This window comes from Streptomyces sp. NBC_01190 (assembly GCF_045039895.1).
In the GTDB taxonomy this organism is placed as follows: domain Bacteria; phylum Actinomycetota; class Actinomycetes; order Streptomycetales; family Streptomycetaceae; genus Actinacidiphila.
Genome location: NZ_CP108580.1, coordinates 4,258,032 through 4,277,990 on the forward strand (window position 1 = coordinate 4,258,032; position 19,959 = coordinate 4,277,990).

The 19,959-nt window shown below is 72.9% G+C and carries 13 protein-coding genes; 7 read left to right on the plus strand and 6 right to left on the minus strand.

Going from position 1 to position 19,959, the window contains the following annotated elements; translation table 11 throughout:
- The first annotated feature begins 333 nt into the window (after window positions 1–333).
- Window positions 334–1,053 carry a TetR/AcrR family transcriptional regulator gene (locus OG519_RS17795; RefSeq protein ID WP_405584610.1) on the plus strand — a complete coding sequence of 240 codons (720 nt, stop codon included), beginning with the start codon at window positions 334–336 and terminating at the stop codon, window positions 1,051–1,053.
- Here the strand turns inward: OG519_RS17795 and OG519_RS17800 are convergent.
- Window positions 996–1,454 (minus strand): hypothetical protein, encoded by a 459-nt coding sequence (locus tag OG519_RS17800; protein WP_405584613.1) that lies wholly within the window; start codon window positions 1,452–1,454, stop codon window positions 996–998. The genes OG519_RS17795 and OG519_RS17800 overlap by 58 nt on opposite strands.
- Before the next feature lie 482 nt (window positions 1,455–1,936).
- On the minus strand, window positions 1,937–4,249 hold the full coding sequence (locus OG519_RS17805; RefSeq protein ID WP_405584616.1) for an MMPL family transporter: 2,313 nt from the start codon (window positions 4,247–4,249) through the stop codon (window positions 1,937–1,939).
- Window positions 4,250–4,633: 384 nt separating this feature from the next.
- On the opposite strand from OG519_RS17805, the gene OG519_RS17810 reads away from it, so the two are divergent.
- From OG519_RS17810 to OG519_RS17825, 4 genes are all read left to right on the plus strand, one after another.
- Window positions 4,634–5,362, plus strand: a complete 729-nt coding sequence (locus OG519_RS17810) for a TetR family transcriptional regulator (RefSeq protein WP_405584618.1) — start codon at window positions 4,634–4,636, stop codon at window positions 5,360–5,362.
- 134 nt (window positions 5,363–5,496) lie between these two features.
- On the plus strand, window positions 5,497–6,471 hold the full coding sequence (locus OG519_RS17815; protein ID WP_405584621.1) for a hypothetical protein: 975 nt from the start codon (window positions 5,497–5,499) through the stop codon (window positions 6,469–6,471).
- A 3-nt stretch (window positions 6,472–6,474) separates the two neighbouring features.
- On the plus strand, window positions 6,475–9,147 hold the full coding sequence (locus OG519_RS17820) for a BTAD domain-containing putative transcriptional regulator (protein WP_405584624.1): 2,673 nt from the start codon (window positions 6,475–6,477) through the stop codon (window positions 9,145–9,147).
- Window positions 9,148–9,319: 172 nt separating this feature from the next.
- Window positions 9,320–10,291, plus strand: a complete 972-nt coding sequence (locus OG519_RS17825; protein ID WP_405584627.1) for a RimK family alpha-L-glutamate ligase — start codon at window positions 9,320–9,322, stop codon at window positions 10,289–10,291.
- 72 nt (window positions 10,292–10,363) lie between these two features.
- Here OG519_RS17825 and OG519_RS17830 read toward each other — a convergent pair whose 3' ends face one another.
- From OG519_RS17830 to OG519_RS17840, 3 genes are all read right to left on the minus strand, one after another.
- On the minus strand, window positions 10,364–11,002 hold the full coding sequence (locus OG519_RS17830) for a flavin reductase family protein (RefSeq protein WP_405584630.1): 639 nt from the start codon (window positions 11,000–11,002) through the stop codon (window positions 10,364–10,366).
- A gap of 3 nt (window positions 11,003–11,005) precedes the next feature.
- A complete protein-coding gene (locus tag OG519_RS17835) occupies window positions 11,006–13,135 on the minus strand; it encodes a tetratricopeptide repeat protein (protein WP_405584633.1) in 2,130 nt (709 codons plus the stop codon).
- A gap of 320 nt (window positions 13,136–13,455) precedes the next feature.
- Complete coding sequence (locus tag OG519_RS17840) at window positions 13,456–14,961, minus strand: helix-turn-helix domain-containing protein (protein WP_405584636.1); 1,506 nt, start codon at window positions 14,959–14,961, stop codon at window positions 13,456–13,458.
- A 798-nt stretch (window positions 14,962–15,759) separates the two neighbouring features.
- Here OG519_RS17840 and OG519_RS17845 point away from each other — a divergent pair.
- Both OG519_RS17845 and OG519_RS17850 read left to right on the plus strand, forming a co-directional pair.
- A complete protein-coding gene (locus OG519_RS17845) occupies window positions 15,760–17,436 on the plus strand; it encodes an XRE family transcriptional regulator (protein ID WP_405584639.1) in 1,677 nt (558 codons plus the stop codon).
- 231 nt (window positions 17,437–17,667) lie between these two features.
- On the plus strand, window positions 17,668–18,333 hold the full coding sequence (locus OG519_RS17850; protein ID WP_405584641.1) for a response regulator transcription factor: 666 nt from the start codon (window positions 17,668–17,670) through the stop codon (window positions 18,331–18,333).
- Window positions 18,334–18,340: 7 nt separating this feature from the next.
- Here the strand turns inward: OG519_RS17850 and OG519_RS17855 are convergent, their stop codons facing one another.
- Window positions 18,341–19,897 (minus strand): long-chain-fatty-acid--CoA ligase, encoded by a 1,557-nt coding sequence (locus OG519_RS17855; protein ID WP_405584643.1) that lies wholly within the window; start codon window positions 19,895–19,897, stop codon window positions 18,341–18,343.
- Between the last annotated feature and the right edge of the window lie 62 nt (window positions 19,898–19,959).

Below are 19,959 nucleotides of genomic sequence, written 5' to 3' on the forward strand. Positions count from 1 at the left end.
GCGGAAGCCACGGACGGGACTACAGCGGAGACGGTCTCTCTCGAAGGCATGGTGGGCACGTAAGGCACGATGGCGGGACCCCCAGTTCGGCATCACACAACAGAGAGCTGCCGGACGAAAATAAATACCAGCCGTGCGGTTTTACAAGTCGCTTCGGGTTAACGGCTGAATAAGCATGCTCATGGCATGTGCGAACTGGTGAGAACCGGACTTCCCGCCCGACTGCCCCCAACCACCCTCAACCGCCCCTCAATGCGCCCTTCTCGCCGTCGAGTGCGCCCCTATCGCGCCCCTACCTTGCCGCGCCCCGGCCGGACTGCCAGCATCCGTGCAATGGACGCCATACGCACCGCGAGAGCCCGGGCCCGCGCGGAACTGATCCGGGAGATCAAGGAATCGGCCCGCGGGCAACTCGCCGTCCACGGCGCGACCGGCCTCTCGCTCCGGGCGGTGGCACGGGAGTTGGGGATGGCCTCCTCCGCGGTGTACCGCTACTTCCCCAGCCGCGACGACCTGCTGACCGCGCTCCTGGTGGACGGCTTCGACGCGCTCGGCGGGTGCGCGGAACGCGCCGCGGCCGGCGCGCCTGGTGGCGCGCCGGCCGATCGCTGGGTGGCGGTGTGGACGGCGGTACGGGGCTGGGCGGTCGAGCATCCGCAGGAGTACGCGCTGCTCTACGGTTCGCCGGTGCCGGACTACGCGGCTCCCCCGGACACCGTGGCCCCCGCGGCCCGAGTCGGCCTGGTACTCACCGAGTTGGTCCGCGAGGCCGAACTGCGGGGGACGCTGCGGCCGGTGGAGCGGTCGGGCGGTACGGCGGGCGGTGTCGCGGGCGGCAGTGCCAGGGGCGGTGTCACCGAGACGGCCGCCGCCGGGCTGCCGGGCTGGGCCGCGGCTCGACTGGTCGAGTGCTGGGCCCAGTTGTTCGGCCTGATCAGCTTCGAGCTCTTCGGGCACTTCAACCAGGTGGTCGAGGATCCGGCGGCCTTCTTCGCTCAGACGGTCCGCGAGACGGGGACCTGGCTCAGCGAAGCGGGCAGCGCCCGCCGGTAGACCAGGCCGCCGCCCGGGCCGTCCCGCTCGACGGCGTTGCGTGCCGACACCAGCAGGGCGATGGTCTGGGCCCGGGTCCTGGACGGCGAGTCGTTCCACGCGCAGAACAGCTCCCAGTCGTCGAAGGGGGCCTTGCGGTCCGGGTCGATCCGGTCCCGCAGTATCGCCAGGGCCTGCTCGGACTCGGAGTTGGGCTGCTCCGCGTGTCCGGTGGCGGCCCACTGGAGCGCGCCGGCCAGGGTCGCCGCCTGCGGGTTGTGCGGACTGCCGACGTACAGGAGTTCCGCGCCCTTGCACCAGCCGCGCTCGGCGATCAGCGCCGCGCTGCGCTGGAAGATGCCGCGCAGTTCGGGGGCGGGGGTGGTGGTGGCCTGGGGCTGGGGGGCGAGGGCTGTCGTCATGGGAGTCAACCTCTTCTCGGAGAGACCGGGCTGGGCGGGGAGCTGCGGGGCGCCGGCTGCTTGCGGGGTGCCGGCTGTCTGCTGGGGTCTGGCTGCCTGCGGGGTTCTGGCTCTTCACTGGCTCGCGGCGCTGGTTCCGCACTGGCTTGCGGTTGTCTCACGTGCCGGGGGCCGGCCGAGGCGGGCGGTGCAATTGCGTCGGCCGGACGGTGCGGGGGCCCTGAGCGGGCCGGTGGTGGGATCGGGCGCCGTTCCGCCGTCCGCCGTTGCGCGGGCCGGCCGACGGAACGGCGGCTGGGTGGGTGGGTGGACTCGGTGGAGAAGTGATGTGGCGGGTGGGCCGGTGGTCGGATGATTGGTTGTGGGCGGGTAGGTGGTGGGGGGTGGACGGTGGGTTGTGGGCGGGTAGGTGGTTGGGGGTGGACGGTGGGTTGTGGGCGGGTGGTTGCAGCGGGTCCGTTGACGGGTGTCGGCGTTACGGTTCAGCTCACCTCCGCCGTGTTCTGCCCGGTGCCCTGGGCCGCCTGGGCCGCCTGGACGACAGGGGCCGCCGGGGATTCCGCGTCGGTCGGCGTGCCGGTGACCGGGGTGCTCTGGTCCGCGGCGCTGGCCGCCTCGTCCGAGGTGCGGCGCAGGTGGCCCCAGATCCGGTCGCCGATCAGCAGCATCGCGGCCGGCATGAGCAGCCGGCGGATGACGATCGCGTCGAGGATGACGGCGGCCGCGAGGCTGATGCCCAGCTCCCGCACGATGCTGATCTGCGCGCTGGTGAAGGAGACGAAGACCGCGACCATGATGGCCGCCGCGCCGTTGACCAGACCCGCCGTACGGGCCAGGCCGCCCAGGACCGCCTCACGGTGCGAGTCGCCGCCCAGGTACATCTCCCGCATCCGGCCGAACATGATCACCATGTAGTCCATGCTCAGACCGAACATCACCGCGAAGAGCATCAGCGGCGTCACGCTGTTGATCGAGTGGTCGGAGGTGTTGGAGACCAGGGCGAGGAAGCCGAGGGCGCCACCGACGACCAGGAAGTTGAAGCCGAGGGCGAGCAGCGGCAGCAGCGCCGAGCGGAAGGCGAGGAAGAGGAGCACGAAGCTGAGCAGGGCGACGGTGATGACGACCAGCGGGACCGAGTGCAGCACCAGGGTGTCGAAGTCGGAACCGGTCGCGGTGGCACCGGCCAGCTCACCCTTGACGCCGGGGCCGGTCTCCTTCTTGAGCTGCGAGCGCAGTTCGTCGACCAGGTGGTGGGCCGAGGCGCTGTCCGGGTCGGAAGCCGGGGTCACGACCACCCGGGTGACGACCTTGCCGCCGTCGTGGGTCCACACCTGGCTGAGCGCCGCCTTGCCGGCCGCGTCGAGTCCGGTGCCGTCGGCGAGGGCCTGCGGCAGCGCCGCGGCGGGCACGCCCAGCGTGGTGACCGCCTGCACACCGTCAGCGCCCTTGGCGGTCTTGGCGTAGCCGGCGATGCCGGACGCGGCCTTGAGCAGCGAGGGGGAGTTCTTCGCGTCGGCGGTGAGGACGACCTCGACCGGGAACATGGCCCGGACGCCGATGTCCTGCTTGACGCGCTCCATGCCGACCCGGGCGCTGTCGCCGGCGGGCAGGATGTTGGCGCTGGCGACCGGCACCCGCAGGGTGAGCATCGCGGCGGGGGAGGCGAGGGCGACGAAGGCGATCAGCAGGCCGACCAGGACCAGACCGGGACGCTTGACGAACCGGCCGCCCTTGACCGGGGCGGGGGCGCCGGCCGTGGTGACGTCCTGGGTGGCCGCGGCGGCCTTGCCGCGACGGCGCAGGGAGCCCCAGTTGATCCGGTGGCCGAGCAGCATCAGCACGGCGGGCAGCAGGGTCATCGCCATGGCGACGGCGACCACCGCGACGGCGACACCGCCCAGCGCGATGCTGGTGAAGGACATGGCGCGCGGGATGAAGAGGGCGGACAGGGCGACCACGACGGCGATACCGCTGAAGAGGACCGAGTGTCCGACGGTGCGCATGGTGCGCTCAAGTGCGCTGGGGACGCTGCGGCCTTCGGCCAGCTCCTCCCGGAAGCGCTTGATGATGAAGAGCGAGTAGTCGACGGCGACCGCCAGGCCGACCATGGAGACGATGTTGGCGAAGAGGCTGTTGACGTCGGTGAACTTGGTCATCCCGTAGCCGATGGCCTGGGTGGACGCCAGCGTCACACCGGCCATGACCAGCGGCACCGCCATCGCGGCGACCGAGCGGAAGACCAGCAGCAGCACCACGAAGAGCACCGGGAAGGCGATCATCTCGGCCCGGGTGACGTCTTCCTTGGAGTGCACGTTCAGCGCGCGGTCGAGCGCCGGGGCGCCGGTGACGTCGACCTCGACGTCCTTGCCGACGGCCTGCTGGACGTCCTTCTCCACGTCCGGCACCAGGTTCTGCACCGTGGTGCTGTCACTGGTGAAGCCGACCTGGAGGAAGGTGGTCCGGCCGTCCTTGGAGAGCCATTCGGGATGGGCACTGTCATCGACGATCGCGGAGACCCCGGTACGCTGCGCCGCCTTGCGCGCCTCGTCGATCGAGCCCTGCACCGCGCCGGCCTTGTCGTGCAGCACGACGAGCAGGGAGTTCGGGGCTTCCTTGAAGGCGGTCTCAAGCGTGTGCTGCGCGTGCACCGACTCGCCACGCGGATTGGAGAAGCCGCCCGTCTTCAACGCCCCTTCGAGTTGGAGCGCGAACGGCGCGGCCAGGAAGAGCAGCAGCAACCAGGCGGCGATGACCGCCTTGGGTCGTGCGATGGAAAACGTGGTCAGCTTGTTCATCTCTGCTCCTGGGTCAGGCCCTGTGGTGCCCGGCGGGCGGGCGGTCCGATGTCTGGTGGGGGATCACGTCGGTCGGTAAGCCAATTCAATGACGCCGCATTGATGATGCGGAATCGATGTCTCATCATGCATCACACATCATCGATGACGCAACACCTTCAGGGCTGAGTTCCCGCCAAATGGGGCAGCGTCGCTTCCGGGGCCCTCGCGCCGGTCGGCCCAACCGGCGGCCGTTCGGGGGGTGTGGGCGGGCCCGGGCGGCGCCCGGCGGTGCTGGCCGGAAGCGTCCGGCGCGGTGATGGATCTTGGCCTGGTGCCGCAGGCCGGGTAAGGTCCGATCAAACCATCTGAGCGGTTTGTGATGGTCGAGAGAGGCTCAGGTACATGCCCATACAGGAGCGAGCCCAGCGGACACGACGCCGGGTTCTCGTAGCGGCGGCCGGCGTCTTCGCCCAGCGGGGCTTCGCCCGCGCCAGCATGGCGGAGATCCTTGACGCCGCCGGAGTCACCAAGGGGGCGTTGTACTTCCACTTCCCCGGCAAAGAGGCGCTGGCCAAAGCGGTGGTCCAGGAGCAGTTCCAGAATCCCGGGTTCGCCGCGCTGGACGGCGACGGCGCCGACGGCGACGCCGAGGCCGGTGACCCCGGCGAGGACGGGGGGTTCGGGCCCGGCGCCGAACCACCGCTCGACCTGCCGCCGGGTTACGGCGGCGTGCAGGCCGTGGTGGACACCGCGCACGCCTTCGCCCGCCGGCTGAAGGACGACCCGATCGCCCGCGGCGCCGTCCGGCTCGCCATCGAGCACGGCTCGTTCGCCGAACCCGACCCCGGTCCGTACCTCTCCTGGATCGGCCAAGTGGCTGAATTGCTACGGGAGGCGCGCAAGCGTGGCGAGTTGCTGCCGGACGTCGACATCGACCAGAGCGCTCAAGTGCTCGTGGCGTCCTTCACCGGTGTCCAATTGGTCTCGGATGTACTGACTCACCGGGCTGACCTGGAGTCCAAGGTGACCGCGATGTGGCGGATGACCTTGCCTGGGCTGGTCACCGAGTCGTGGCTGGAGCGCATTCGGCCCGAGGGGTTGCGCGCCGCGGCGCGCCAGGCGGCGGGTTGAGCGAGGCTCTGCGGAGGGCTTTAACCAGACGTTAAAGCAGAAGCTCTTAAAAACCGCATGCGCGGTTGGTTACTGTGGTGGACTACGTTAGCCCGGCATGCTCTCCCGTCTCCCCAAGTCGAGAGGAATGAGCCATGACGACCGCTCCAGCGCCACCGCGCCATCGCCGGTCGGTGGCCGGCTTCCGGCGGATCGCCCACTGCCCGACCACGCCCGAGGAGTTCCTGCTCGGCACCGTGTCCCCGGGTGACGGCCGGTTCGCCCTCACCGACCAACTGCCCCGTGCGGAACTGCCGTTCGAGGGGCCCGTCGGCCATACCCTCGATCTGCACTACGTGACCGAGGCGATGCACAGCGTCGCCGCACTCGCCGCCCGGCGGATACCGGGCCTGCCCGGCCTCGGTGCCCTCACCGCGGTCCGCGCGGGGGTCACCATCGAGGGCGGTGAGCTCTGGCGGCGCACCCGCAAGCCGGGGCACGCCACGATGGAGTTGCGCCTGCGCGGCTCCTTCCCCTCGGCCGAACCCGCCTCGCTCCGGTGCGACGCCTGCCTCTTCATCGAGGACATCCCGTACGCCACCGCCTACTTGCTGCTGCACGGCGCCGGCGGTGACATCGGCGACGGCGGCGACATCGGCGCCGGCGTCGGCCTGTCGGCGGAGCGCACGCCGGGGCGCACGGCCGACCGGCCGTCCCCGTCCCAGGTGGGCCGGCACGACGCCCGCAATGTGGTGCTGGCCGCCGCGCGGCTCGGCGCCGACCGCGAGCTGCGCGCCGACATCGCGCCCGACCCGGCCAACGCCGCCTTCGACCCGGCGATGACCGGCCGGGCCCGTACCGCCCTCGTCGCGGAAGCCACCCGGCAGGCCGCGGTACTCGCCGCCGGCGAGGTGCACGGATTCCTGCCCGCGCACTGCGTCCCCACCCACTGGAGCGCCGAACTGCCTTTCTCAGGAGCCCGCCAGGGCCTGCCGACACGCTGCCGGGCGGTCCTCGGTCCCGTCGTCCGCGACGCCCACGGGCGCCCGGCGACGACCGTGGAGATCAGCCTCTGGGGCCAGGACGCCCCGGTCGGCACCGTCACCGTCACCGTGGTCCAGGACTGCTGACCGATGCGGCTGCGCATCCTCGGGCCGCTGGAGGTCCACCCGCATACCCCGTCCGCGGCGAAGCCGAGGACCATCCTGGCCTGCCTGCTCGTCGACGCCGGCCAGCTCGTCTCGACCGACACCCTGATCGAGGAACTGTGGGGCGCCACCCCGCCCCGCACCGCTCGCGGCACCCTCCAGGTCTACGTCTCGCAATTGCGCAAGAACCTGGCCGACGGAGCCGCCGCCACCCTGCTCACCCGGCCGTCGGGCTACCGGCTCGACCCCGAGCCGGGCTCGCTGGACCTGCACCGCTTCCTGGAGCTCAGCGCCGCAGGTGAACGGGCCTACGCGGCCGGCGCCTACGACCGGGCGGCGCTGGAACTGCGGCAGGCCGTCGGCCTGTGGCGCGGGCCGGCGCTCGCCGACATACCGCAGGGCGTGCATCTGCGCGCCGCCGCGGAAAGGCTCGATCTGCTCCATCTGGAGGCACTTGAGCTAGCCATCTCCGCCGATATCTGGCTGGGGCGCCATCGGCAGCTCATCCCGGAGCTGACCGCGCTGGCGCGCGCCCATCCGCTGCGCGAGTCGCTGCACGCCCATCTCATTGTGGCGCTCTACCGTTCCCAGCAGACCTCCGAGGCTCTGACCAGGTACGAGGCGCTGCGCAGCCGGCTCGCCGACGAGCTCGGCACCGACCCGGGACCGGCGCTGCGCGAGCTGCATCTGCGGGTGCTGCGGTCGGCCGAGGTGCGGCACATCGAGCAGTGCCTCACCCCGCAGCCCGCCCCCGTACGCTCCCGGGTGCTGGTCGCCCCCAGCGGGCCGCCGGTGCCGGTGGCGCCGGTGGTGTACCTGCCGCGTACCTCCCCGGCGCTGACCGGGCGCAAGCGGGAACTCGACGAGGCCGAGGCCGCGCTGCGCGAACCCCATCCCGCCCCCGGCATCCTGGTCCTCACCGGCGGACCCGGCTCAGGAACCTCGGCCGCCGCCGCTGAACTCGCCCACCGCACCGCCGCGTTGTTCCCCGACGGCCGGGTCTTCCTGCCGCTGCGGACACCGGACGGCGAACACCTCACCCCCGGCCGGATCATGCTGCGGCTGCTGCGCAAGTTCGCGCCGGACCAGGCCGAGCGGTACGCCGGGACGGGCGAGCCCGACACCGAGGAGCTCGCCGACCACCTGCGCTCGGTGCTGCTGGGCCGCCGGGTGCTGATCGCCCTCGACGGTGTCCGGCACGAGGCACAGGTCCGCCCGCTCACCCTGACCGACGCGACCTTGCTGCTGACCAGCCGCCGGGCCGCGCTCGCGCTCGAAGGCGCCGTCCATGTGTCCATCGGCCCGCTGGAGCCGGACGACTCGGTCAGCCTGCTCTCCCGGACGGCGGGTCCCGCCGTGCAGCAGGACCCGGAGACGGCCGCGGAGATAGCCGAGCTGTGCGAGCACCTGCCGCTGGCCCTGCGGGCGGCGGCCGACTGGCTCAGCACCCATCCCTCCTGGCCGGCCCGGGTGCTGCTCACCCGGCTGCGGGACCCGGACACCCGGCTCGACGCGCTGGCCGTCGGCGACGTCGACGTCCGCGCCCGGCTGACCGCCGCGCTGGACGAGGTGCCGTCCCCCGTCTGCCAGGCGCTGCGGCTGCTGGCGCTGGCACCGGCCGCCGGCTTCGAGGCGTGGGGCGCCGCCGCGCTGCTCGACGCGCCGTCCCCCGGCACCGCGCGGGTGGCCGGCGTGCTCGAAACGCTCTTCCAGGCCCGGCTGCTGGAGGCCACCGCGATGCCGGGCGGCCCTGTCCGCTACCGGATGAACGGGCTGGTCCGGGTGCTCGCCAACGAACTGCCCGCCCCGCTGGACCCGGACGGCCGGCTCAAGCGGGCCGCCATCCAGCGCCTCAGCGCCGCCTACACCGCCCACGCCCGGCAGGCGCTGCGGCATCTGCTGCCCGGCTGGCGCCCGGCCCACCAGCCCGGCATCGCCGCGGCCAGGACCGGCCCGTCCGGTACGGCCGCCGCGCTGCGCTGGTTCCGCGAGGAGCGGGACGGGCTGCTCGACCTGGCCGGCCTGGCCCACCAGGCCGGGCTGTGGACCTGGACCGGGACGCTCGCCGAGAGCCTGGTGCCCTACTGCGAGGCCGGATCGCTCTGGGAGACCTGGGACCAGGTGAGCTCACTGGCGCTCGACGCCGCCCGCCGGGACGGGGACGCGCGCGCCGAGGCGGTCGCCCTGTGCGCCCGCGGCAGCCTGGCCTGGCAGCGGCACCAGTTCGACCTGGCCGCCGCCCGCTTCGACCTCGCCCACCGGCGGGCCCGCCACACCTCGCACCGGCACAGCGAGATCCTCTCGCTGATCGGGCTGGCCGACGCCGACTACGGCTGGGGCCACCTCGCCCCGGCCCGCCGCCTCTACACCAAAGCGCTCACCTTGAGCCGCAGCGAGGAACATCCGCACAGCGCCTATGACGCGCTGCGCGGCCTGGCCCTGGTGGAGGCCGGTTCAGGCAACATCCCGGCCGCGCTGCGGGCCCTCGACGCCTGCGCGGAGGGCGCCCGTTCGGTCGGCGACCGGCGCTGGACCGGCTACGCGGAGCAGCTCGCCGAGTGGCTGTCGGCCGGCGAGGGCCCTGATCTCGACGCCACGATCGAGGTACGGCCCGGCGTCTGGCACCTGCCCTGTCCCCCGTCCGACGACCAGCTCTGACCCGTCCGCCCAGGCCGGGGCAGCGCCCGGCGCCGACCTTGGCCCTGGTCCCGGTCCCGCCCGGCCCGGGGGCCGCTTTGCCGAGGGCGGCGCCTTCCGCTCCGAAGGCCGCCGCTCGGTTAGAGTCGCCGCTGTCCGTGGCTGGGCGGACGGCGGTGGCCGGGGAGGAAGCGTGCGGGAAGGGGTCGACCCGGTGGCACCGAACGCGGCGAAGGTGGCGGACGCGGCGAGCGCGATGGAGCGGCTGGCGCTTTCGCTGTCCGCGGCCGGGGCGGGGCCCGGCGTGTCCAGACGGCCGCACTTCGTCGCGTGTCTGGGCCGGGCCGCCGAGCTCGCCGGCGCGGAGCTGCGCTGGCACTCCGGGCACTGGGTGGCCGAGCTGCGCGCCGACGGGCGCCGCCGGCACGTGGTCGGCTACAACTTCCCGCTCAACGACGCCGCTTCCGCCACCATCGCCTCGGACAAGGTCGCCACGTCGGCCCTGTTGTCCGATGACGGCGTGCCCAACGTGCCGCACGCGCTGCTGCGCCCGCGCGGCGAAGAGGAGCTGGCGCACTGGGCCGACCGGCTGCCACTGCCGCTGGTGGTCAAACCGCTCAGCGGCAGCGGCGGCCATGACGTCCGCCGGGCCCGCTCGCGCGCCGGGCTGCTGGCCGAACTGCACCACCTCGCCGGGCGTTATCCGGCGCTCGCGGTGTCCCCCTGGGTGCCGGTCGGCCATGAGTACCGGATCATCGCGCTGAACGGCCGCGTCGAGCTGGTCTTCGAAAAGCGCGTCCCGGCGCGGCCGGCGCGCGCCGAAACCGATGCCGAATCCGACGCCGACGCGTGGGGCGACGAGTCAGGTGAGTGGCGGCACAATCTCAACCGGGGCGCCGCCGCGATCCCGGTCACCGCCAGGCAGGAGCCGGAACTGTCGGCCGCGCTGGCCGAATTGGCACTGCGGGCGATGCGTTCGCTCGGCCTCGCCTTCGGCTCCGTCGACATCGTCGAGGTCGACGGCGCGCTCGCCGTCATCGAGGTCAACAGCGGGGTGACCCTTGAGCACTTCAGCGACCAGGCAGAAGAACACCACGCGACCGCCGAGCGGATCTACGCCGCCGCGGTGACCGCCTGTTTCGCCCCCGATCAGCCGGGGAGGTGAACCGGCTCAACACTTCGGGCCGGTGCCGGCCACCGACGGCGCCGGCCCGAAGCGTGTCTCGTGGGTGAGCCGTCACCGCGCCCGCGGTGATCCATGGGGCGGGCGGGTCTCACCGGGTCCGCCGGCGGGATCGCGCGACGGGATCACGGGTGCTGAGTTCACGGGTGCGGAGTTCGCGGCGCGGTCCTGGTCGTCGGCCATGGCCAGCGACCAGCCGAGCCGCCGCCCGAAGTAGACCAGCGGCTCGCCCGCCTCGACCTGGCAGTGCAGCACCTCGCCGACCATGATGGCGTGATCGCCGTGGTGGAAGACGGCGCTCGGCGCACACCGCAGATAGCCGCCGACGCCGGCGATACGCGGCACCGGTCCGTCCCAACTCCACCGAAGGTGACGGAACTTGTCGTCACCCCGGCCGGCGAACACCCCGGCGAGATCGGTGTCCGACCGGTTCAGCAGATGGACACCGAAGCCCGTGGAGCCGACCAGGGCGAAGTAGGAGCGTGCCTGCTCGGCGACGGCGATCAGGACCGACGGGGGCGCCACGCTGTACGAGCAGACCGAGGAGATCAGCAGCCCGCAGGGGGCGCCGTCGGGCTGCCGGGCGGTGACGACGGCGACCCCCGAGGCGAGGTGAGCCATCGCCTCGGTGAACGCCGCCGCCACACCGGCCGGTTGGTCGACCGGCCGGTGTGTGTACGCCTCCGCCGTCACGCGTCACACCCCGGCGCGCTCGGCGTGCAGGCCTCCGGCACGGACGCAGGAGTTGTAGTGCGCGTCGGCTTCCGCGTCCGCTCCACTGGCCAGCACCGCCTCGAAGTCGGCGGCGGCCAGGGCGAAATCGCCCGCCGCCTCGTGCACCAGACCGCGGTTGAAGCGCATCTCCGGGCTGTCCCCGAGACCGATGGCCTGGTCGAAGTCGGCCCGCGCCCGCTCCAGATCGCCCCGTCCGAACTCGACCTCGCCCCGCAGGCCCCAGGCCTCGGCGAGCTTCGGGTCGCTCGTCACCGCCGCGGTGAGCGTGTCGAGCGCCTCGACGATCAGGCCCTGCTCGGCGAGCAGCCGGCCCTTGAGCGACAGCAGCCGGGCGTGGTTCGGGGCCAGCGCCAAGCCGGTCTCCACATCGTGCAGCGCGGTTTCCCGGTCACCGAGATCGGCGTGGATGCCGGCCCGGTTGAGCAGCGCGTCCACGTTCTCCGGCTCGAGGACCAGGGTGCGGTCGAACTCCGCGAGCGCCCCTTCGAGGTCGCCGAGTTCCAGCCGCGCGTCGGCGATGTTGAAGTGCACCTCGGGGAAGGGCGCCTCCAGCCGCTGGGCGCGCTCGTAGTCGGCGAGCGCCTCCTCCGTACGGCCCATCCTGCGCAGGATGTTGCCGCGGTTGAAGTAGTGGTCGGAGAAGTCCTCGTCGAGGTCGATCACGGTGTCGTAGTCCGCGAGCGCCTCGTCCAGCTTGCCGCGCATCGTGTTGACCTGGGCGCGGTTGTAGCGCAGGCCGACCCGGCACCAGCTCCGCCCGTCCAGGGCCATGTCCTGGTCGAGCATGTCCATGCCCTCGTTGAGCAGCCGCAGCGCCTCGTCGGTGTCGCCGGTGCGGGTCGCCACCAGGGCGAGCCCACTGCGGTTGAAGACCGAGAAGAAGGTGCGCTCCTCCGGGTCCTCCAGCAGCGCGGCGATGGCGATCGCCTGGTTGATCCAGGCCCGCGCGATGGCCGGGTCGCGCTTCTCGGGGGCGAAGTGCCGGGCGTAGAGCATGCCGGTCTCGTAGGCGAGCTTCATGTGCACCAGCGGGTCGAGGGTGGTCCGCCGGGCGATGTCGTGCAGCGTGGCGGCCTCTTCCGGCCGGCCCGCCGACGCGAGCGAGACGGCGGTGTCCCGGGTGAAGGCCCACCAGATCTGCTGGTTCTTCTTCGGGTCGACCAGCCGCAGTCCGCGTTCGCCGAACGACACCGCGGCCCGGTAGAAGCCGAGTTGCTTGCTGCGGGTCTGGGCGAAGCGCAGTGCCTCGACCCCGGCGGTGGCCCGGTTGCTGCCGCGCTCCAGGTGGTAGGGGAGCGCGCCGAGCCGCAGCGACGGCTCGGACTCGGCGGCCATCGCCAACTGGGTGGCCCGGATGTCGTGCATCTTGGCCCGCCGCACCGGGTCGAGGTCGTCGTACGCGGTGATCAGCGCCGGGTCGTCGTCGGTGCCGTCGGAGATGACGTAGTCGCAGCCCATCCGCTCGGTGTCGGCCCAGGCGTCGGCGGAGGTGAGGTCCGTCACCGTGCCGGTCGTCCGCGCGGTGTAGCGCAGCAGCGCCTGGGGCAGCGACTCCGTCCTGGTACCGGGCAGTTCGGCGGGGAGGTCGGCGCCGGTGGCGATCACCACGGTCAGCAGATCGGGCGAGATCCGCCGCAGGAGTACCGCGAGGAACTCCTGGTCGGTGGGGTCGGCGTAGTGGACATCCTCGACGATCAACGTACGGGGGCCGCCGGCGAGTTCGCCCAGGTAGGTCTCAAGGAAGTCGATGAGGCCGTGGGTCACCCGCAGCGTGTGCAGCCGGTTCGGGTAGCGGGTCACCGAGGCCGGCTTACGCCCGGACTTCTCCAGCAGGCTGGGTATCGCCGGTACCAGGTCGGCCAGTTCGGGGGTGGTCTCCTGCAACTCGACACGGTGGCGGTGCGCCAGCTCGGGCCGCTCCCTGATGATGTCGGGGCCGATCTGCCGGAGCATCGTGCCGACCGCCGTGTACGGGCCACGGAGATTCTGGTGCGCGCTGACCTCGGCGAGTACGGGCGGCAGGGCCAGATCGGCCCGCAGCCGGTCGCGTTCCGCGCGCCTCGGCGCCGAAATCCAGTGGTGGCTGCGCATGGGCCTGCCTTTCGAATGAATGAATGATGAGGATGTGAATGCGAACGGGAATCCTGGGAAGGTGAGCGCGGGGACGGTGGGGCGGGTGGGGCGGGTGTAGCTGATGCAGTGGGTGCGGCGGGTGTGTCGGGGGTACGGAGGCCCCTCTTATGGGCCGCCTCTGGGCGGTCGTGCCTCGGTACCGGCCGTGTGGATCACGATGTCCTTCATCGCCGTCTCCAGGTCGTAGGGGAATGAAGGTGGGTCCCCAGAGTGCGCGCGCCCGCCAGCGCCTCGCCAAAGTCTCGCCAAAGCCCGCTTCACCGCTGCCTGGGCGCGGTTCAGCGCGGGTCGACCAGCACGTTCCTGATCCGCGTCGCGACGTGCAGATTCAGCCGGGTCTCCACATCGCCCAGGTCGTGGCCGGTGATCTCGCGAATGCGCTGAAGGCGGTAGCGGACGGTGCTGCGGTGGATGAGCAGCGTCTCCGAGGTCGTGTCGTAGCTGCCGCCGCTCTCCAGATAGCGCGACAGCGTGGTGACCAGCTCGGTGTGGTGGCGGGCGTCGTAGTCGAGCAGCGGGCCGAGCCATTCGGCGACGAAGGTGTCGGCCTCGCGTTGGCCGTCGCCGGTGCCCATCATCCGGTAGAGGCCGAGTTCTTCGAAGCTGGTGCTGCCCGCCGGGTCGTGGGACCGGCGCCGCACGGTCAGCGCCCGTACGGCCTCGGCGTAGGAGTGCGGCAGGCCGGTCGGGAGGTCGCACTGGCCACCGATGCCGATCGCCCCGGCGCCGGTACGGAGTTCGGCCGCGAGGGCGGTGTGGAGGCGCTCCCCTGCGGTCGGCAGATCCGCGCCCGCCACCAGCGCGACGGTGGTCTCGCCCCGGGTGCTGACCAGCACGTCGAGCCGCAGCCGCCCGGCCACCCGCGGCACGGTGTCGCAGAGCCGGGCTCGCTCGGTGGGCCCTGACCACTGGAGTACGGCGACCCGGTGCGGTCGCCGCAGGTCGTGGCCGAGCGCGGCGGCGTGGGCGCAGAGGTCGCCGAACTCGCCGAGGTCGGCGTGGTTGCCCTGGTCGCCGTGGGCCCCGCCGCCCGAGATCAGCCGCTCGACCAGGTCGTGCCGCAACCGGGGCTGGAGCGCGGCGAGCCCGCGCTGGTGGGCGAGGCCGGGGGCGAGCGCCAGGGCGGCGTGTTCGAGGGCGGCCATGTCCTGCGGCCCGGCCCGGCGGTCCGGATCGACCAGCGCGACCAGTCCGACCAGGTCACCGGCCATCTCGACGGGCGCGATCAGCCGGTCCCGGTCGCGCACCGCGCGGGAGCGCCGCCGGGCGCTCTGGAGAAGCCGGCCGCGCTCCCCGTCGCACCTGTCGTGGTTTTCGTACGCCTTATACACCTCGGAGCCGCTGTATCCCTTGTGCGGAGCGGCGGCGCCGGCGCGTTCGTGGGTTCCGTCGGGTGCGCCGGGCCCGGCCCGGGCCCGCGGGTTGCCGAAGGGGTCCTCGGTGAGGGCGGGCAGCCCGGTCCCGTCGTACAGGGTCCGGAGGATCCCCTCCTCCGCGTCCCCGGACGCGGCGGCACGCAGCAGTGCGTCATAAAACGCGGGCGGCGGGCTACTCTCCGTGGTCGCCGCCCCGCCCACGAGCGCGCGCCCGGCGGTGCGCCCCGGGGTCGCTGCCGGACCACCGGCCGGTGGGCGGTTGCTCGCGTGGTTCCTCGCCTCGACCGGCCCGACGGCCGGCACCGCCGCCATCGCGGCCCACAGCGCGTCGCACGGGCCGGTGTCCGGAAGCGGCCGAAAGTTCAGGGCCCGCTGGTAGGCGGCCAGCCGAGAGGGCACAGTTCCCATCGCACGTCCGTTCGCCCGCCCCCCTTTCCCCCCACCCCACCCACGCTACGCCGCCCCGCCCGCCCTCACCTCGGCGGACGTGCCCCGCAGGGGCGCGAGGAACTGCGCGACCAGCCACGACGCGGCCCGCGGGTCGTCACCGGCCCAAAGGGGCGTTTGCTTGGTTATCCGGCCCACCGGCCGGTGGGTGGCTGAGCGCGCAGTTCCGCCCCCAGAGCTTCGCCTGGGGGGACCCCCAGCGCCTCCTGGGGGTTACCGCCGAGCGCGGGGCGCCCCTGGTGGGCGTCGCCCTCACCTCGGCGGGACGTGTCGTGCCCCGCAGGGGCGCGAGGAACTGCGCGACCAGCCACGGCGCGGCCCGCGGGTCGTCACCGGCCCAAAGGGGCTGTTGCTGTCGTATCCGGCCCACCGGCCGGTGGGTGGCTGAGCGCGCAGTTCCTCGCGCCCCTGATGGTTGCCGCCGAGCGCAAAGGCACCCCCGGTAGGCGCGCGCCGGGCGCCCGGCCGCGACTGGGGGCGGCGCCCCGCAGGAGAGGGGCGCCGCCACCCCGCACGCCCGCCCGCCGGCACCTCTCGCGTTCCCCCCCAGGTCGCGGGGCCGGCGCGGGCGTGGTCTGCTGCCCCCGGCCGCGGCGGCGAACCGCAGCCGGCGGGGGAAATGGTGTGGGAATGGGGGGAATGCGGGAATGGCCCGCGGATCTAGGCGAGACTAGGCGCCGCGCACGGGGTGGGGCGGGTGCGTTGCACGGTGAGAATCCGCCTGCAATAAATCAGGGGCCGAGTGACCTGGGGTGGTATATGGCGATGCGAGGGCGGCCGTTGAAACCGGCGGGCCAGGCCGGTGGCGGCAGTGGAGGTGACGGGGCCGACGGGGGCGGCGGCGCCGGGGACTTACGGAGCCGGGTCGGCTGGCTGCTGCGGGTCAACCGGCTCTACGGGGCGGAGGAGCGATGGACCCGCGCGGCGACCTTCGCCGCGGCCTTCGCGGGCGGCGCCCACCCCGGTGCGGTCAGCACCAGCAAGATCTCGCGGTGGGAGAACGGCCTGGTGGCGGTGCCGCGCCAGGCGGTCCGCCGCTACGAGGAACTCCTCACGCTGGAGACCGGCAGTCTGCTGTCGACGGTCGATGTGATCACCCGCTACATGGCCGCCGCCCCGGCGGCGGTGGAACCCGGGCGGGGCGGGAGCGGGCGGGGCCGGAGCGACCGGGGCGGCGCCGCTCAGCGGGGCGAGGAGCTGCTGGAGCGGCTCGACTCCACCGACACGGTCACCGGACAGGTCTGGGACGAGGCCACCGCCTGGATCACCAGTGAGCCAGGGCTGCGGCTGCGCCGCAGGGAGTGGGACAGCATCTGCCACCGGCTGCTGGTGGAGACGGTGGCGGCCGACGGCGAGGCGTGGAAACCCCGGTTCGAATCGTTCCTGCGGCTGCTGAACCATCCCGGCAGCCGGGAGGCGGCCATCGCCACCTGCGCGGACTGGGCGGCCAGCCCCGGCAGCCAGGTCTACATCGAGACCATCAGCATGCTGGACGCCAGCGCGCACCCCGACGCGGCCCGGCATGTGGTCGCGCAGCTCAACGCGCCCACCAACGGTGACGCCTTCGTCGGCGCGCTGCTCGCCTGCGTACGGAAACTGCGCGACCACCACTTCTCGCCCGCCCAGCGGGAGAAGGTCACCGAGGCCGTACTGGACATCCTGGCCGACCCGTCACGTACGCAGGACCCGGTCTATCCGCTGGCCACGGCGGCGCTGGCGCTGCTGCCGCCGGACGCCACCCGCCGGCTCTCCGGGCGGCTGCGGCTGCCCGGATCCGTACCCGCGGGATTTCCCGGGGCGCGGCCGCCGGCCGGCCGACCGGCCGACGGGCGGCCGCACTCGCTGGTGGCCGCGCGCAGCACGGCCCTACTGCCCCGGGAGAACCCGGGCTTCGAGGATCTGCTGCTCCCGGTCCTGATCGGCGAGCTGCTGGACGCCCCGGTGTCGGACGACCGCCTCTACGCGGCCTTCCTGATCCGGGCCACGCCCTACCGGGCGTCCGTCGCCGACGCGCTGGTGTGGGAGCTGGGGCGGCAGCGGCCCGCGCAGGCCGTGGCGTGGACGGTACGGCTGCTGGAAGCGCTGCGGGTGGTCGGCACGCCCGTCGAACGGCCCGCCGTGGAGGCGCTGGCCGCGCGGCCGGGGCTGCCGATCGCCGTGCCCACGGCGGCGGTGCAGGCGCTCGGGCACATGGGCGGGGCCAGTCGGCCCGAGCTGTGGCGGGGCCTGGTGGCCCGGCATACGACCGCCGCGACCGCCGGCGGCAGCGAGGGCAGCAGGGATCTGCTCCATCACGCGGTGTACTCGCTGGCGATCCGCCGCCACACCGAGGAGCTGCGCCGCATCGCCGCGGTTCACCCCCTCGCCCCGGTCCGCTCCGCTGCCCGCTGGTGGCTTGATCTCCCTGCTCACATGTACGTCAGCGCGGGCCAATAGCGCTCCGCTCCCGCCGCTCTGACCAGCGCCTCTGATGGGCGAGGCCCTCACCTTGGGGGGAGGTGTCGTGCCCTCAGGAGGCACTGGGGGTATCCCCAGGCGAAGCTCCGGGGGCGGAACTGCGCGCGCGGCCACGGGGTCTAAATGGGTGGGCGGTCGGCTGATCCACGGCTAGCCTTGGCCGGTGCTGGCCGCACATCCCCGAGCACCTCCGTCGAAGGAACGCAAACATTGGGAACTCAGCTGGACGAGTCCGGACTCAGCATCGCCCTGGTGCTGGAGAACACGCTGCACCGATTCGCCCTGGAAGGCATGATCCGGGTGTTGGACGGGGCCGGCACCGTCCAGTTACTGAACTCCCGGCCGGCCGCCGGGCAGCGCTTCGACCTGGTGCTGACCGCCGCCGCCGAGCTGGGCAACGACGGCACCCCGGAGCTGGTCCAGGCGCTCTGCGCCGACGGCGCCCGGCTGCTGCTGCTCCTGGTCGACGGGCCCGAGGAGATCGACCCGCAGGCGCTGGCGCGGTGCGAGGCGCAGGGGTTCCTGACCTGGTCCGAGCTGGAGCCGGAGACCCTGCGCGAGGCGGTCTCCGCCGTGCTGGCCGGCGCGTTCTACGTCTCCGCCGCGCTGGCCCAGCAGCTCCTGGTACGGGCCAGCATGCCGCCGCCGCGCAGCCAGCAGCCGGCCGACGCCGAGGGGGCCGCGCTGACGGCCCGCGAGCTGGACGTGCTGCAACTGGTGGCGCAGGGGATGAGCAACAAGCAGGTCTCGCGCGAGCTGCAGATCTCCGAGCACAGTGTGAAGCGGCACGTGGGCAACGTGCTGACCAAGCTGAACTGCCCCAACCGCACGCTGGCCGTGGTGCGCGCGTTAGAGGACGGGCTGCTCGCGGTCTGACACGGCCTCAGCGAACGGCGACGGCACCGGCGTTGTCGATCCGCTCGGCCAACACCCGCTTGAGCACCTTGCCGCTCGGCCCCAGCGGGAAAGCGTCGGCGAACTCCACCAGGCGCGGGTACTTGTACGCCGCCAGCCGCTCCTTGCTCCAGGCGACGATCTGCGCGCCCAGTACCGCGTCCGCCGCGAACCCCGCACGCGGGATCACCACCGCGCACACCTCCTGGCCGAGCCGCTCGTCCGGGACGCCGATCACCGCGACCTGCGCGACGGCCGGGTGGTGAACCAGCACCTCCTCGATCTCCCTCGGGTACACGTTGTACCCGCCGCGCAGCACCAGGTCCTTCTTCCGGTCGACGATCGACAGGTAGCCGTCCTCGTCCTTGACCCCGAGGTCGCCCGAGCGGAACCAGCCGTCCACCAGCACCTCGGCGGTCGCCTCCGGCCGCCCCAGGTAGCCGGCCATCACGTTGTGGCCGCGCACCACGATCTCGCCGACCGTGCCGGCCGGCAGCAGCTCGATCCGGCCCTCCAGCTCGGCCCGGGCGATCTCCACCTCGACGCCCCAGATCGGTCGGCCCACCGTGCCCGGCTTGCACGGCCAGGCCCGCTGGTTGTAGGCGACCACCGGCGAGGTCTCGGTCAGCCCGTAGCCCTCGTAGATGGTGCAGCCGAAGGTGGCCTGGAACTCCTCCAGCACCTTGACCGGCAGCGCCGAGCCGCCGGAGAACGCCCGGTCCAGCGGCGGGCGCAGGGGAGTGCGGGCGGCCGCGTCGAGCAGCGCCAGGTACATCGTCGGCACGCCCATGAACACCGTGCAGCCGTGCTCGGTCATCAGCTCCAGCGCGCTCGCGGCCTCGAAGCGGTCCGTCAGCACCATCGTGGCGCCGGCCCGGAAGCAGGTGAGCATCCCGCAGATCTGGCCGAAGGTGTGGAACAGCGGCAGGCAGCCGAACAGCACGTCGTCCGGCTGGAAGTCGAAGGGGGAGAGCATCCCGACGGTGACGTTCATGGTGACGCTCAACTGGGTCAGCATCGCGCCCTTCGGCCGGCCGGTGGTGCCGGAGGTGTACAGGATCACCGCCAAGTCGTCCGGCGCGCACGGCAGATGGGCGGCGATCGGCTCGGCCCGCTCGGCCAGCAGGTCGAGGCGCGGCGCCTCGTACTCCTGCTCGGCCCGCACCGTGAGCAGTGGCACGTCGGCGACCGCCGCGCCCTTGCGGCCCTCGGCCAGCAGCGGACCCGCGCAGACCAGCGCCCGGGCGCCGCTGTCGCGCAGCACGTACTCGATCTCACCGGCCCTGAGCAGCGCGTGCATCGGCACCACGACCGCGCCGAGCGAGAGCACCGCGAAGTAGACCGGGGGGAACTCCAGACCGTTCGGCAGCAGCAGCGCCACCCGGTCGCCGGGGCCGATCCCCTGCTCGCCCAGCACCGTCGCGTACTGCCGTGCGCGGACCCAGAGTTGGCGGTACGTCAGGCGCTCGCCGGCGAAGTCGATCGCCGGGTGGTCCGGCCGTCGCGCCGCCGACTCGGCGAGCACGGCCGCGAGTGAGAAGGTCACCGTTCCTCCGCTCATGATGGCTGGTCGGAAAAGGACGGGCGCCGGCGGTCGGCAGCGCGATC